The 15,092-nt window shown below is 43.8% G+C and carries 13 protein-coding genes; 2 read left to right on the top strand and 11 right to left on the bottom strand.

The window, feature by feature from the left end; translation table 11 throughout:
* Positions 1-248 precede the first annotated feature (248 nt).
* Together HMPREF3034_RS08685 and HMPREF3034_RS08680 are read right to left on the bottom strand one after the other, a co-directional pair.
* Entirely contained in the window at positions 249-1,868 is a 1,620-nt protein-coding gene (locus HMPREF3034_RS08685; RefSeq protein ID WP_036900041.1) for a RagB/SusD family nutrient uptake outer membrane protein, read from the bottom strand.
* Positions 1,869-1,881: 13 nt separating this feature from the next.
* On the bottom strand, positions 1,882-5,202 hold the full coding sequence (locus tag HMPREF3034_RS08680; protein WP_082721744.1) for a SusC/RagA family TonB-linked outer membrane protein: 3,321 nt from the start codon (positions 5,200-5,202) through the stop codon (positions 1,882-1,884).
* A gap of 461 nt (positions 5,203-5,663) precedes the next feature.
* Between HMPREF3034_RS08680 and rpsO the strand changes: the two genes are divergently transcribed.
* Positions 5,664-5,933 (top strand): 30S ribosomal protein S15, encoded by a 270-nt coding sequence (gene rpsO, locus HMPREF3034_RS08675; RefSeq protein WP_036900044.1) that lies wholly within the window; start codon positions 5,664-5,666, stop codon positions 5,931-5,933.
* 76 nt (positions 5,934-6,009) lie between these two features.
* Here the strand turns inward: rpsO and HMPREF3034_RS08670 are convergent, their stop codons facing one another.
* The 9 genes from HMPREF3034_RS08670 to HMPREF3034_RS08630 form a co-directional block, all read right to left on the bottom strand.
* Complete coding sequence (locus tag HMPREF3034_RS08670) at positions 6,010-6,768, bottom strand: sirohydrochlorin cobaltochelatase (RefSeq protein WP_036900073.1); 759 nt, start codon at positions 6,766-6,768, stop codon at positions 6,010-6,012.
* 74 nt (positions 6,769-6,842) lie between these two features.
* Complete coding sequence (folK, locus tag HMPREF3034_RS08665) at positions 6,843-7,253, bottom strand: 2-amino-4-hydroxy-6-hydroxymethyldihydropteridine diphosphokinase (RefSeq protein WP_036900046.1); 411 nt, start codon at positions 7,251-7,253, stop codon at positions 6,843-6,845.
* Positions 7,253-8,434: a tRNA preQ1(34) S-adenosylmethionine ribosyltransferase-isomerase QueA gene (queA, locus tag HMPREF3034_RS08660; protein WP_036900049.1), complete on the bottom strand. Its 1,182-nt coding sequence runs from the start codon at positions 8,432-8,434 to the stop codon at positions 7,253-7,255. The genes folK and queA overlap by 1 nt, the downstream gene beginning before the upstream one ends.
* A 13-nt stretch (positions 8,435-8,447) precedes the next feature.
* Entirely contained in the window at positions 8,448-9,146 is a 699-nt protein-coding gene (gene truB, locus HMPREF3034_RS08655; RefSeq protein WP_036900051.1) for a tRNA pseudouridine(55) synthase TruB, read from the bottom strand.
* Entirely contained in the window at positions 9,146-10,012 is an 867-nt protein-coding gene (locus HMPREF3034_RS08650; protein WP_036900054.1) for an undecaprenyl-diphosphate phosphatase, read from the bottom strand. Before HMPREF3034_RS08650 ends, truB begins: the two co-directional genes overlap by 1 nt.
* Complete coding sequence (locus tag HMPREF3034_RS08645; protein WP_036900057.1) at positions 10,009-10,254, bottom strand: DUF3098 domain-containing protein; 246 nt, start codon at positions 10,252-10,254, stop codon at positions 10,009-10,011. Before HMPREF3034_RS08645 ends, HMPREF3034_RS08650 begins: the two co-directional genes overlap by 4 nt.
* A gap of 25 nt (positions 10,255-10,279) precedes the next feature.
* Positions 10,280-11,158 carry a cell division protein FtsX gene (locus tag HMPREF3034_RS08640; RefSeq protein ID WP_036900059.1) on the bottom strand — a complete coding sequence of 293 codons (879 nt, stop codon included), beginning with the start codon at positions 11,156-11,158 and terminating at the stop codon, positions 10,280-10,282.
* Positions 11,159-11,289: 131 nt separating this feature from the next.
* On the bottom strand, positions 11,290-12,609 hold the full coding sequence (nhaA, locus tag HMPREF3034_RS08635; RefSeq protein WP_036900060.1) for a Na+/H+ antiporter NhaA: 1,320 nt from the start codon (positions 12,607-12,609) through the stop codon (positions 11,290-11,292).
* Positions 12,610-12,896: 287 nt separating this feature from the next.
* Positions 12,897-14,018 (bottom strand): AAA family ATPase, encoded by a 1,122-nt coding sequence (locus tag HMPREF3034_RS08630; RefSeq protein ID WP_062434859.1) that lies wholly within the window; start codon positions 14,016-14,018, stop codon positions 12,897-12,899.
* 260 nt (positions 14,019-14,278) lie between these two features.
* Between HMPREF3034_RS08630 and HMPREF3034_RS08625 the strand changes: the two genes are divergently transcribed.
* Positions 14,279-15,061: a radical SAM protein gene (locus HMPREF3034_RS08625; RefSeq protein ID WP_036900065.1), complete on the top strand. Its 783-nt coding sequence runs from the start codon at positions 14,279-14,281 to the stop codon at positions 15,059-15,061.
* Positions 15,062-15,092 lie beyond the last annotated feature (31 nt).

The raw sequence follows: 15,092 nt of genomic DNA, 5'->3' as shown, positions 1-15,092 counted from the left end.
ATAGATTATAACACGGCAAGGGGGAGTCTTTCAGACTCAAATCTCTTACGCATTTCCCATAAGCCTAAAGGATTACGGCTATTGAGAGGGCTGTCCTTCGGACAAGATAGAAGTTTGAAAAGAACGGAATATACACCATGATGTTATGAAAAATGTGGACTCCCCCTATCTCCCCCCACTACAAAAAATAGGGTCGAGGAACAAATGTTCCCCAACCCTATGTCTCTAATATTTAGCTTTCCGTGCGGTTATTTGGTATACCCCGGAGTCTGTTCCAAAGCATCGTCGTTGTTAAGAGTATTCTTATCAATCGGCCACAAGAGCTTGTGAGATTCCGATTCCTCCAAAACAGGAGAGGTACCATCCACACTTCCCTCTTTCATGAAGACGAGATGCTTACCATTCTTGGTGTAGGTCATACGACACAAATCCCACCAACGCTGGCCTTCCTGTACAAACTCTTTATCCTTTTCAGCTAAGATGGCCAACTCGTTCTTGGTAAAGTCGCCAGCAACAAACTTAAACTTATCGGCCCAGTTTTTACCATAAGCACGCTCGCGAACATCGTTGATATACTTCTCTACAGCAGCCTTGTCGTCTTGCATATTTGCAATTTCGGCCAAAGAGAGGTAAACCCACGACAGTCGATAGTAAGGTATATCGCCACAGAACACACGCAGTCCGGCAGAATTGATAATACCGATATTCTTTCTTACCACTGTTCCCCAGTAAGTAAGAGAGTTATCTGCAGCTTTCTTATAAGTAGGTAGGAAAGTTGCCAAGCGGCGAGAATCTTCCTTATCAAACTTATTGAACAACGCCTCTTTGTACTCATAGCGCTGAATACCACCTGCACCTGCCATCTGTAATGGGTCGTCGAAGAGTGTACCATCTTCCAAATACACGTTCTTATTCAACTGTCCGGTACCGATGTTGTACACATATTGGCGATAATAATTAGTAGCTTCACCTTCAGCATAGCGTATAGCAAAGACTATTTCGCTGTTCCCCTTGCCATTGGCTGCATCAAATACACTGGCAAAAGTAGGTCGTAAAGAAAGACCGTAATTCTTGGCCACGCTTTCAAGATGAGCCTTAGCCACAGCCAAATCGGCCGTATTGGCCTTGTTATCACCGATGCTTACCTTAGCATTCCACAAGTACACTTCACCAGCCAAACACTCTGTGGCAGCTTTCGACCAATAACCTTTCTTATTTCCGCGGCCATACGGGTCAAATTTTGCATTATCTCCGAAATTCTCCAGCGACTTTTTCAAGTCGGCTTTGATTTGAGCCATCACTTCAGAAGCTTTGGCACGAGGCATATAAAGTTCTGCTGGATTAATCTGCCCATCAATTACCTCTGTACCAAGACGCAATGGTACACCGCCATATACGCGATAGAGATCGAAGTAATAGAATGCTCTCAAGCCATAGGCTATACCCAAGAAATACTTCTTATCAGCATCGGCCAAATAGTCGGCAGCCTCAATTCTAGCAATGGCTAGGTTACAGTTAGCAATATAACCGAAATAGTTACCAAATTTAGATACACCAGGATGCTCGGCATCAAAGTTCTGTGAAGCAATATCTCCACCATCGGTAGAAGAGCCATCGGCAGTGGTTCCTACCTTATATTGACCACCACGCAAATCGCCAAACACCATATTATGAGTCCACTCTGCGCTACGCATATTGCTATGCAGACCATCTATATAAGCTTCGGCTTGCGAATCATTCTTCCAATACGATGTACTACCATAGTAATCAATTGGTGCCAAGTCGAGTTTATCAGCACAAGACGTGAGCCCCAAAGTCGTTCCAACCATGATGGTTGATAAAATATATTTTGCTTTCATGTCTTTAATTCTTATGTGTCAATTAAAATGTTGCGTTCACACCCAAGATGATTGTACGTGGCAATCCATATCCCATACCGGAGTAAGCGCCACCACCGTGAGAGTATTCAGGTGTTGCGATAGGTGCAGACTTGATATAACCAAGGTTCTGACCGGTAATAGAAACTTCCAGATTCTTCATGGCGAGTTTGCTTACCCAAGCCTTTGGCAGGGTATAAGCGAGCGAAATCTCGCGGAAAGCCAAATAGCTACCATTGTAGGTAAACAGGCTTGAAGTACGGTTGTAGTTACCGGTACCAAGTTGGTCGGCCCATACATAACGAGGATACTTGGCGTTAGGATTGCTCTCAGACCATGTATTGAATACGTCGGTAGTAGCATTATAGGTACCTTGCATATTACCCAAGAACCAAGGAGTAGTACCATCGTAAGTCTTGAAATCAAGAGCGAAGTCGAGACGAGTGTACAGTGTGAAGCCTTTATACTTGAAAGTAGAGTTGAAACCACCAGTCCAATGAGGCATGGTATGACCTAGTTTCACTTGGTCGAGATTGTCGATGATGCCGTCGCCATTGATGTCTTTCCACTTCACGTCACCCGGCTGGATACGCAGTGCATTTGCTTTCTGTTTATCAGAGAGAGCTGCCCATGCTGCCGGACCATACATATATTTACCATTGGCGTTACCTGATTTCACTACCAAATTACCGGGAATCTCGTCGTAGCTCTTATAGATACCTTCTGCCTGATAGCCTACAAGCAAGCCGGGCTCTTGGCCTTCTTGGTATCCACCTACAAAGATGGTCTCATCAACTTCTTGTCCTGCAGCGTTCTTAACTTTACGTCCGGTGTAGATTTCCTGTCCACCTTGGCGATTACGCTCCAGTTTGTTGTAAGGAAGCGCAACAATCTTATTGATGTTATAAGCGATGTTAAGATTAGCATTCCAGCTCATATCCTTGGTTTTCAAGATTTGAGCACCAAACTCCATTTCGATACCACGGTTGCGGAATTTACCATTGTTGTTGGTAATACCAGAGAAACCGGTGGTAGAAGGAAGTGTCAATTGAGCATACTTATCCTGCGTCAAACGGTTGTAATAGGTGAAGTTAGCTGTCAAGCGGTTGTTCAAGAAGCCTAAGTCTACTGCAACTTCAAAGGTATGGCTCTTTTCCCAACGAAGTCCGGGGTTAGGTAATGTACCTATCAAGAAGCCAGTATTACCATTATAAGTGGTTGTACCATATCTACCTTGCAATGTATAAGCACCGATACCCGAAGCATTACCGTTGACACCATAGCTAGTACGCAACTTACCATATGACAGGAACGGGAGTGCATCTTTCACAAACTGCTCTTTCGTAGCTACCCATCCGGCAGACACACCGGGGAAGAAGCCCCAACGATTGTTGCCTAACAATGATGAGTAACCATCGTAACGGAATACTCCGGAGAGTAGATACTTGTCTTGATAGTCGTAGTTGACACGACCAAAATAAGACAGGATACGGTATCTCTCATGGAAAGAATCTATATCACGCTTATTCTCTTTAGAGCTGGTCAAGCCCAAATCTGCGAAGTCATCGGTTGGAGCGCCACTACCTGCAGCACTAAAACGTTTGGTATATCTATCGTAATACTCAGTACCCAACAATCCATCTATCGTATGGTCTTTCAAGAACGTAGTATTATAACTGATGGTGGCATTATAAGTTTGAGAGAATGTACGATTGAAATATTCAGACGTAGAGCGGGTACGATTGAACTTGCCGGGATTGGTTTCAAAATCTTTAGAAAATTTGCCGTCAAGTTCTTCATCGTAGTACCATTGTCCGGAAGCATGCAACATCAAGTTAGGAATAAGTTCAGCATCGAAGCTCTGAATCATCGTAAACTTGTCGCTCTGATTATCAACAACCCATTTATCGGGCTGGTAAGACTGGTTGCCATCGCCAGAGTTCGGACCAAGCAACATGTTTCCATCTTCATCGTCATAACGAACCGTAGGAGGCAACGACTGGATACGACCGAAGTAGTTGGCTTCGCTAGTCTGCGAACCCGGCATACTCTGCCAGTTGGCACGGTTGTAGCTGAAATTTGAACTAGACTTCAACCAATCGGTAACCTTATAACTACCGTTGAAAGTGAAGTTGTAGCGCTCGTAGAACGACTTTATGGGGAGGCCCTCAGACTTATTGTAACCCAAACCTGCATAGTAAGTACCACGCTCGTTACCACCCGACATGCTGGCATTATAATCCTGTGTCATAGCCGGATTGTTGAAACTGTACTTAGCTATATCGGTCTCGCGATAGATAAGAGTCTGACCGGGATTGACAGGATCTTCCATACTCTTCCATCCCTTGTCGAGCAAACCTTTGTTCGCATCGGTCAATGGTAGAATATTCCAAACCATACCGGTACCATATTTATTACCTGTACCAAACGGAGTTTTGTTACCTAAAGCCGCTTTACTAGCCCAATCAGAGTTAGCATAAGCTAGACGCTGGTAAGTAATATAATCTTTGGCACCGAGGAATTCATAGGGATTGTTCACATAGTTCCATCCCACCTTAGCTTTTAAGTTGATTTCACGATGCCCACTCTTACCGGTTTTTGTGGTAACAAGGATTACACCATTGTTGGCACGAGCACCATAAAGAGCCGTAGCACCGGCATCTTTCAAAATTTCCATAGACTCGATATCCTCAGGGTTGATGTCGCTTAAACTTTCGCGCAACTGGCCATCGACCATCACTAGAGGAGAACCAGTACCGTTGAGGTTGGTACCACCACGAAGAACGATATTAGGAGTAGAACCCGGATTACCGGAAGTACTGGTGACACGCAAACCGGCAACAGCACCCGCGAGCGCCTGAGCCGGGTTAGAATATACACCCACATTGAAAGCGTCTTCCTTTACCTTGCTGATAGAGTTGGTCAACTTAGCACGACGAGTCTTTCCACCATAACCTGTTACGACCACCTCAGAGATGAGCTGTGAGCTTTCGGTCATCTTGATGTTCAGACTAGCTTCACCATTATATACGACTTCCTTCTTATCGAAGCCTACATAAGTAATCACCAAGGTTTGTCCTTTCTTGGCATTAAGCGTGAAACGTCCGTCAATATCGGTCACAGTCCCCATGGTCTGTCCCTTCACAACAACCGAAGCTCCGATAATAGGACCGAAATCATCAGACACGGTACCAGTCACTTTCGACGACTGTTGCTGAACTGCTAAAACTTCAGCCGAATTGCTGGAAGCTGCCGCGAGGCACGGTGAACTACCCAAAGCAAGGATAGCTCCTCCCAATAATACTTTTCTGTAGTTAGTTGTCATAATTCAAAAATATTAATATGGTTTTTGGTTTCTATCGGTTTTCTATATATTTCTCACAACAAGATTTGCTATAATTCGTGCATCAATCATGATAATCGCGGTAAAGTTATATAAAAATAATCAAATAATAGAATATTTTTGATATAATATTTTTATTTAGTCGTACTAAAAGAAAATATTAAGAAATAAAACCCAAAAATGAGCTAAATAAACAAATATATTACCTATACAAAATAAAGATATTCATGTTAGCAAATTGAGAGATGATGCCCTATATATATAATAAGGTATAGTAAAGCCTCCAAAGTACACACGAACAAACACAAGAAAAACACAGGGAATGAGAAAAATAATACGATTTCTCTAGGATTTGCCTAAAAAATATTGTACCTTTGCACCGCTTTTATCTATCTAGGCAGGTGAAGGCATCTATAAAATAACATCAATATTAACAAAAAGCTATGTATTTAGACAAAGCAAAGAAAGAAGAGATCTTTGGTAAGTACGGAAAGTCTAACTCTGATACTGGTTCTGCTGAGAGCCAGATAGCATTGTTCTCGTTCCGTATTGCCCACTTGACGGAGCACGTAAAGAAAAACCGTAAAGATCATACTACCACACGTGCATTGACACAATTGGTAGGAAAGCGTCGTGCATTGCTCGACTATCTCTACGACAGAGACATTGAGCGCTACCGTGCTATCATCAAAGCTCTTGGATTACGTAAATAATCTGAAAGTTCAAGCACAATTTGCTAAAGAAAAATCCCTGCCTATCTTGAGAGATGGCAGGGATTATTTTTTACTATTATTGGATTAATTGCCGGATTTGACCGACAAGGTATTGCTGCACTTCTGGCAATTCACCGAGTCCATGTTGTACCACTTCGACTTGGTAACCGGCTCGTTCTAACTCTTCTTTCCACTCTCCATCGAGGTCTTCGGCCTTATGGTTACCGGCGATATAGAGCAACGGTACAAGGACAACATGCTGATGGCCGGAAGTTTGGAGAATCTTCTTTAAACTATCGAAACCGGGATACCCCTCGATAGTCACCACATGGCGATTGCCCTCACCCTGTTCTCTGAACATATAATCGAGCATACTGTAAACGGCATTCGCCATACTTTGGGTACCATGCCCCACATAGAACACTTCGCTATCTGCCGATACCGGTATCGAGCGAGTAAGCACATCGACCATCTTTTGACATGTTTCGACGCTGCTAAAAAGCGGACTTCCCACCTTAATCGTATCAAACTTGTGACGAAGAGGGGCTATAGCCTCGTTCATAATACCGGTCATGATGCCGTCAAGCAAATGGGTTGGCTGCACCACAACCTGACGATAGCCATCACGATGCAGTGCTTCAAGCGCCTCGGCAATAGTGTATTTTTGGATATTCCGCTTCTTCAAAGCAGCTATAACCATCTTCGAAGAATAGGTTTCGCGCACTTCCAAGCCTGTATTTTGGTGCACCAAAGCATTGATAGCATCCAATGTCTTAGTTCTACGGGCATCGTTATTAGTCCCATAGTGAACCATCAAAATAGCTGTTTGACTCATAGAAACGAGGGAAAAAAGGAAAAATAGAAAAAGGAAAGATATTCTTTTCATGGAATAATAGGAAGCTATTAGGATTAATCTTCGAGGATTTCACGAAGCGGAATCATCACAAACTCACGCTGTTCCATTAATGGATGAGGAATCTTCAAATCGGATTCGTCAACGTGAAGTTGGTCGTATAGCAGAATGTCTATATCAATGATGCGGTCAGTATAGTTGTCACCATCGGTCTTCTCCATCCTCCCAAGGTCGCGTTCTATCTGCTGTGTCACCCTCAACAATTGTCGTGGAGACAGCGGAGTGTCTATACAGACACACATGTTGATAAACTTATTGGGAGAAGAGAACCCCCAAGGCTCTGTTTCAAGAAGGGAGGAACTGCGCAAAACAGTCCCTACCCTCTCTTCCAAGAGGACTATAGCATCGTGCATCATACGTTTTCGATTGCCGATATTAGCCCCCAACGACAGATAGACCTTGTGCATCAATCGTCGAGAATGAGTAAAGAGTCGCCAAAGCAACCGAACTTATAACCATTTTTAGAAGCCAAGTTATAAGCCTCCATCACCAAGTCGTAACCACCAAAAGCAGCCGTAGACATGAGCAATGTAGAATAAGGATGATAGAAATTGGCTACCATACAGTCGGACAATCCGAAATCATAAGGAGGGAAGATAAACTTATTGGTCCATCCATCATATTCCTTCAGCATACCATCGGTGCCCACAGCTGTCTCCGTAGCTTTCACAATGCTGGTACCGACAGCACATACACGATGGCCTGATTGCTTGGTCTCGTTCACGATTTTGCAAGCCTCGGCACCTACAATCATCTGCTCCGATTCCATCTTATGTTTGGTCAAGTCTTCTACTTCAATAGAATTGAAGTTGCCAAGACCGCAATGTAGCGTGATATAAGCAGTATTGATACCGCGTATCTCCATACGCTTCATCAATTCACGACTAAAGTGTAAACCGGTAGCCGGAGCCGTAACGGCTCCTTCGTTCTGTGCAAATACGCACTGGAAGTCGTCTAAATCCTCAGCCGTAGCGGTTTGGCTCTCACGATTATCAATGATATAACGGGGCAATGGAGCCTCACCCAATGCAAACAACTCTCTCTTGAACTCGTCGTGAGGGCAGTCGTAGAGGAATCGAAGCGTACGACCACGGCTCGTAGTATTGTCGATGACCTCGGCCACCATCGTACCGCTCTCGTCGAAGAAGAGCTTATTGCCAATACGAATCTTGCGTGCCGGCTCTACCAACACATCCCAAAGACGCATCTCTTCGTTCAATTCGCGCAGCAAGAATACCTCGATTTTCGCATCGGTCTTTTCTTTAGTACCATAAAGACGAGCCGGGAACACCTTGGTATCATTAAGGATAAAGGTGTCGCCCTCATCAAAATAGTCGAGGATATTACGGAATTCCAGATACACAGGATTACCGTTTTTATCTTTCAGCGGTTCGCCCTTTTCGTCCGTTTGATACATATCTATCTTTTCAGACTTGCGATGAAGCACCATCAGGCGGGCTTCGTCACGGCGCGTAACAGTGAAAGAATTCTTCTCACCTTTGTCGTTAGTGAACTCATGCACGATGCTATGAGGATAGAGAGCGACTTGCTCCTTGGCTAAATCAAATTTGAATTGCGATAGTTTCATTATATTTCCACCTTTACTTTTCTATTTCTTGTTGTTCGATCCACTCTTGTATATGGTCGAAATCGATACAGTCTTCTGCTTTTATCTCGCCTACACGAGTGCGGCGAAGAGCCGTCAGATAAGCTCCACTCTGCAATGCCCTGCCTAAATCGCGAGCCAAAGCACGGATATAAGTACCTTTACCACAGACCACCCGAATGCTTACTTGCATCTTAATGGGGTCGAAATCGGTCAGCATAATCTCGTCGATATGCACATTTTTAGGTTGCAACCGCACCTCCTCACCAGCTCTACGAAGTGCATAAGCGCGGTCACCATTGACCTTACAAGCACTATAGGTAGGCGGTACTTGCTGAATATCGCCCACAAAACCGGCGAGTTTCTGCTCTATAAGTTCGCGAGTGATATGCTCGGTCGGGAACGTTTCGTTCACAGGATGCTCCATATCATAACTCACCGTAGTCGCTCCAAGCTGTAATGTTGCCGTGTATTCCTTGGTATGACTTTGTAGTTGCTCTATCTGCTTGGTACATTTGCCCGTGCAAAGTATCAACACTCCCGTGGCCAAAGGGTCGAGTGTACCCGCATGACCAATCTTCACTTTATAGCCTACATGCTTGCTTAGCACATATCGGACGTGCGCCAAAGCACCAAAGCTAGACTTCCCATACGGTTTATCAATACCGAAAATCTCTCCTGTTTTGAAGTTCATTAGCCCACCATTGCTAAAGAGTGACCACTCAACAACCAAAACAAGATGAAGCCACCGACGATGATTCGATAGATACCGAAGGCTCTAAATCCATATTTAGTGAGGAAAGCAACAAACCACTTCATGGCCAAAAGTGCCACAACAAAGGCTACCACACTGCCCAGCCCAAGCATCATTAGATTGTCGGTAGTGGCCCATCCGGCTGTCGCTGCATCTGAAGAGAAGAACAATTCGTATACATCAAGCACCGTAGCAGCAGCCATTGTAGGCACAGCCAAGAAGAAAGAGAACTCGGCCGCAGCCCTACGAGTGAGCTTCTGAGCCATACCTCCGACGATGGTTGCCATCGAACGAGAGACTCCGGGAATCATGGCGATACACTGGAACAAACCTATATTGAATGCACGCTTTTCTGTTATCTGATTCTCTTCACTCCCTTGATTGAAGATTCGGTCGCAGAACAGCATGAATATACCACCTACAACAAGCATGATAGCCACTACTTCCACACTCTCTAGGAAGCGATCTATCAGCCCGGTCTTCTTGCCGATAAGTCCGATAACTACCGCAGGAACAAAAGCAACGAGCAGTTTCCAATAGAAATCCCACTTATGCAAGAACTTCTGTAACGGCGTACTACCAGCCGCAGCAGGGCTATGATCTAAACGGAAAAAGCGATTCCAATAGAGACATACCACCGAAAGGATGGCACCAAACTGTATAATAATGGTGAAAGCCTTAACAAATGGAGTACTCTCAATGCCCAATAAGCCTTGCGTAATAATCATGTGGCCCGTAGAAGATACGGGCAAAAACTCGGTCAATCCTTCTACAATGGCAAGGATGATTGTCTGTATAATGGTCATGAGTCGATGTTATCGTTAGAATCTTTAGACTTGTGCAAAATGGCATAAATAATAGATAGGAAGCCTATCAAGCATACGACAGGTGCTACTTTGATACGCTGAGCGTTGAAAATAGAAGGATCGTACATATTCTCCGTAGAACTTCCGCCACTCATCATGATAAAGCCAATGATGACAACTAATACGCCTATAGCCAATAACACGAAGTTGCTTTTTCCAAAAGCCAGATTTCTTTTATCCATGATAATCCCTGATTGATGTTCAAAATTAAATCTTATATAAGTCTCCGGCTTTCATTCGGAGGAACTTGTTGACAGATATATTGGCGCAAATGGCCGTAATAATGATTCCAAAGAGGAATACAGATGCACCCGTAATGGCCATTACCTGCCATGTGACAACGGTCAACATACCCGGCTCATAGGCATAGAGAGCAAACAACATACCTCCCAATACCACATCGGCCAGCAATGCTGCAACAACTCCTATGACGACATTGCGCTTGATAAACGGCTTACGAATGAAGCTCCACGATGCTCCTACGAGTTTCATCGTGTGTATAGAGAAGCGCCGTGCATAAATACTAAGACGGACAGTGTTGCTGATCAACGAAAAAGAAACGAATGTCAAGAGAGCCGCCAGCACCAACAATACGATACTGATACGCCTCAAATGGGTGTTCACACTATCCATCAAATCTTGTTGGTAAGTAATATCGCTCACCTTAGAATTACGTTTCAACTCCTTCGTTATCCATTTCAAAGAGTCGCTATTGGCGTAATCGGCCTTGAGCCGAACTTCTATCGAGGCCAAGAAAGGATTCCCCCCGATAAACTCAGATGGGTCTGTCCCCATGGCTAGCGTCTGCTCTTTCAACGCTTCTTCCTTACTAATAAAGTGGACAGTATTGATATAAGGACGGTTTTGAAGCGATTGACATAGTTGTTTTGCTTCGGGATTGGTCATGTCGTCTTGCAACATCATCGTCACCATTAGGTTTTCTTTGACGTAGTTAGACAGATTCTTCGCTGTCAAGACAGAGAATACGACCATTCCTAATAATATAAGTACCAACGCAGTGCTGATACAAAGAGTAACAACCTGCAATCCACGAGGATTACGGGTACCGTTCTTTTTCTTTCCCATTCTGTACAAGGTATATTACACCAAAATCGTTGCAAAGTAACAAAAAAAACACTGATAAAACGAGTGATTAACGTGCATTAACACCCGTATTACCCTTCCGGCATGACCATAATGGCTCCGCCCTATCGGCATCAAGCTTTACGCAACAGCAAATAGCCCACAATTCCGCCCACGATCGACGCTGCAAAAATACCCAACTTGGCCAAAACAATGCTTCCGGACTCGGTAAAAGCGAGCACAGAAACAAACATTGACATCGTGAAACCAATGGAAGCGAGGAAGCCTAGTCCCGTCAACACTCGCCAAGACATAGCCTTATCGCGGCGTCCTATCTTAAGTTTGGTAAGCAACCATACCGACAATAAGATACCTATTGGTTTACCCAATAGCAAGCCAAGCATCACTCCGATAGCCACATGGTTCTCAAATATCATTGAAGCATCCATATCTACAAACGAGACACCGGCATTGGCAAGAGCAAATATAGGCATGATGACGAACGAAACAAACGGTTGGATACTGTGTTCTAGTCGTTGGAGCGGTGGGATAGCGCTCCGCGTATCTCTTTTTACATCCGAGATAATCTCCACTTGTTCCTCTTCCAGTGTCATCACATCATTAGACTCGGCAGCCTCAAAATCCTTCATCCGTTGCTTCAAACGAGCAATGAATGCGGCTTCAGGGATAGAAGAGTCGGCTGGAATCATAAAGGCAGACAGCACAGCCGAGATAGTAGCGTGCACTCCCGACATCAAAAAGCATACCCATACACCACCAACGGCTATGATACCATAAAACCATACGTTCTTCACACCCAACTTATTGCCCACAAACATCAGCAACAAGAAGAGCATACCGACACCAATACTCATCAACGAAATATTGGACGTATAGAACAACGCTATCACTAATACCGACCCTAAGTCATCAACAATAGCCAATGTCGTGAGGAATATCTTTGCCGAAAGAGGCACTCTGTTACCCAACAGATAAAGTATGGCCAGTGCAAAAGCGATGTCGGTAGCCATAGGGATTCCCCATCCATGAGCCACAGGCGTACCGGCATTGAATGCCAAATAGATGAGCGAAGGTACCAACATGCCGAAAATAGCCGCTCCAACAGGTAACACTACCTTACTTAAATGGCGTAGTTCGCCACCGATAAACTCTCGTTTCAACTCCAATCCGATAACGAAGAAGAAGATAGACATAAGTCCGTCATTCACCCAATGTTCCAAACTGAAATTCAGATAGGGTTTACCATTCCATATAAAACCGAAATGCTGTTCAAAGAAAGCAAAATAATCTTCGCGCCAAGGAGAATTTGCCAATAGCAAAGCTATGACGACTGAGAGACCTAAGACGATGCTGCTAGAACGCTCCTTTTGCATAAATTGTTGTATCGGCATGAACACATGTCGTCCTATTGTCTGCTGAAGATGCTGTACCATTTTAATATTTTATAAGTAAAAAAAGCAAGAGTGCGCATCTCTATCTAGCGATACATCAAGTATACATATCACTTCTTGATATTTCCTAACACGCATCTCTTTCATTGATGAAGACATGAAGCTCAGACCAAACGTGCTTCCCAAGATTCATATCCATTTGCGTCTGCAAAGGTACTAAGAAAAGACGAAATAACCAAACGCCCCACCTCTCATCCCATCCCATATACCTACAACAATACAATGACCTTGCACGTATAATAAAATAAGGTATGGGCTTCCCTATAAACTTATTGTCTTAATAACCATAAACGGAAAAAGAAGTCGTAACTCTCATAGTAATCATCATGACGTGTTATGAAATCCTTATCCAACAATCCTTTGATAGCAGACTGTATCGAACTAGCCGATGCCAGCCTATGTCTACGAATAAATTCTTCCGACATCAGATTCCGAGCCTTGCCCTCTTTGCAAATGGCACGAAACAATTCTTTCTGTTTGGCCGGCAACTGATATAACAAAGCCTCATAAGCAAATGCACTCTCATCAAGGATGCGGGTAATAGCCACAGGGACAAGTTCCTTCTTACATTCTCCTCCTTCCGTTGTCAGCACATATAACTTGTTGAGTATACGCTGTAGATACCATGTAACACCATCAAACATACTGTATATTTCTTCCACAACATCAGCATAAAGTACTCGACTGCCCTCTTTAAACAAACGAATAGCAAATTCTGTATATACACTCAAGTCTATAGCACCAATATGCTGCAACGCCGTACTTTGATAAAACGGACGACTATGGCTCAAAAACATCTCAGTCATCATGGTACGTTGAGACCCAGAGAATACAAAATAGGCATTATGGCATCGTTGTATCTTAATTCGTAACAAGGCCTCAACACTTTTTTCCGGATACATACAAATGGCTTGAAACTCATCTATAGCAACAAGACAAGGTTTATCAGCCATCTCCAAATACCGAAAAATTTCATCAAGCGTTACTTCCGGATTCTGTATGTCCCCCAACTCCACATTCCAAGTTGGATTACCATATTGGTCAAACGATATACCCGAACGAACCGAACGAAGACAATCCATAAACAATTCTAATACCTTTCTACCAAAAGGTTTCAATGCACTGAGTATTTCTTTACCTAGCACATTGACCATCTCTTGCAACGATTTCGTCGCATATATATCTACCAAAAAAGTATAATAGCATTGCTGTATATCCTTCTGATGAAAGAAATGGGAGATAAGACCGGTCTTTCCCATACGTCGCTGAGCCATCAATGCCACATTGCGACCATTCTCTAGATGCTCGCGTATGATACCGGTTTCCGCCACTCGATCGCAGAACAAATCGTCAGATACATAACCATGCAATATAAAAGGATTTGCTATCATAATAGAAATAAGCTTGTTAATGCAAAGATAATCATCTTTTTCCAATTACCATCATATAATTATCATAAGATGGTAATAAGTATAAAATATGCTAATTCTTACGTAGCATCATTACTTCAGAACATAAAATCGGGCACAAATGCCACCATAACAGGATTTTCATTACCTTTGTAGAAGGTAAGATACGTTCGGCAAATTGAGAGTAAACTCTCTTTGCAATCGCTTTCATTACCTTTGTAAACCAACTTTATACAGACATTATGAGTACGATAATATATCCATCACCGATTTTCGGACCGGTACATAGTCGCCGATTAGGATTGTCCCTAGGCATCAACTTGCTACCGGGCGACGGCAAAGCATGTACTTTTGACTGCATCTATTGCGAATGCGGATTTAATGCCGACCATCGCACACAGTCTCCTTTCCCTACTCGCGAACTTGTAGCCAAAAAGCTTGAGGCACAACTTAAAAAGATGCACGAAGCCGGTGAACACCCCAACGTATTGACATTTGCAGGCAATGGAGAGCCTACGAGCAATCCGCATTTCCCCGAAATCATCGACGACACCATCTGTCTGCGTAACCAATATTGTCCCGATGCAAAGGTAAGTGTGCTTAGCAACGCCACCTTTCTTAAACAGAAAGCCGTACACGAGGCACTCATGAAGGTAGACAACAATATTCAAAAGCTGGATACCGTCGACTCGGAATACATCAAAAAGGTAGACCGCCCACTCAGTCCGAACTACAACGTGGAACGTATCATCGACCAACTAAAAAGCTTCAACGGCCACGTCATCATCCAAACCATGTTTATGAAGGGTTGTAACAACGCCGGTGAGAGTGTCGACAACACATCGGAATACTACATTGCCCCATGGCTTGAAGCTGTCAAAGAGATAGCTCCGAGCGAGGTCATGGTATACACTATCGACCGTGAAACACCCGACACACATCTCCAAAAGGCCACTCGCGAGGAATTGGATACCATCCGCGACCGCGTCATTGCTGCCAGAATCCCCTGTACAGCATCATATTAGAAAAGAGGGTGTGTCAAAATTGATACCCCCT

The sequence above is a fragment of the Prevotella sp. DNF00663 genome (assembly GCF_001553265.1).
GTDB lineage: Bacteria > Bacteroidota > Bacteroidia > Bacteroidales > Bacteroidaceae > Prevotella.
Note: the sequence above shows the minus strand (reverse complement) of the source record. Positions and strands in the feature narration are given on the sequence as shown.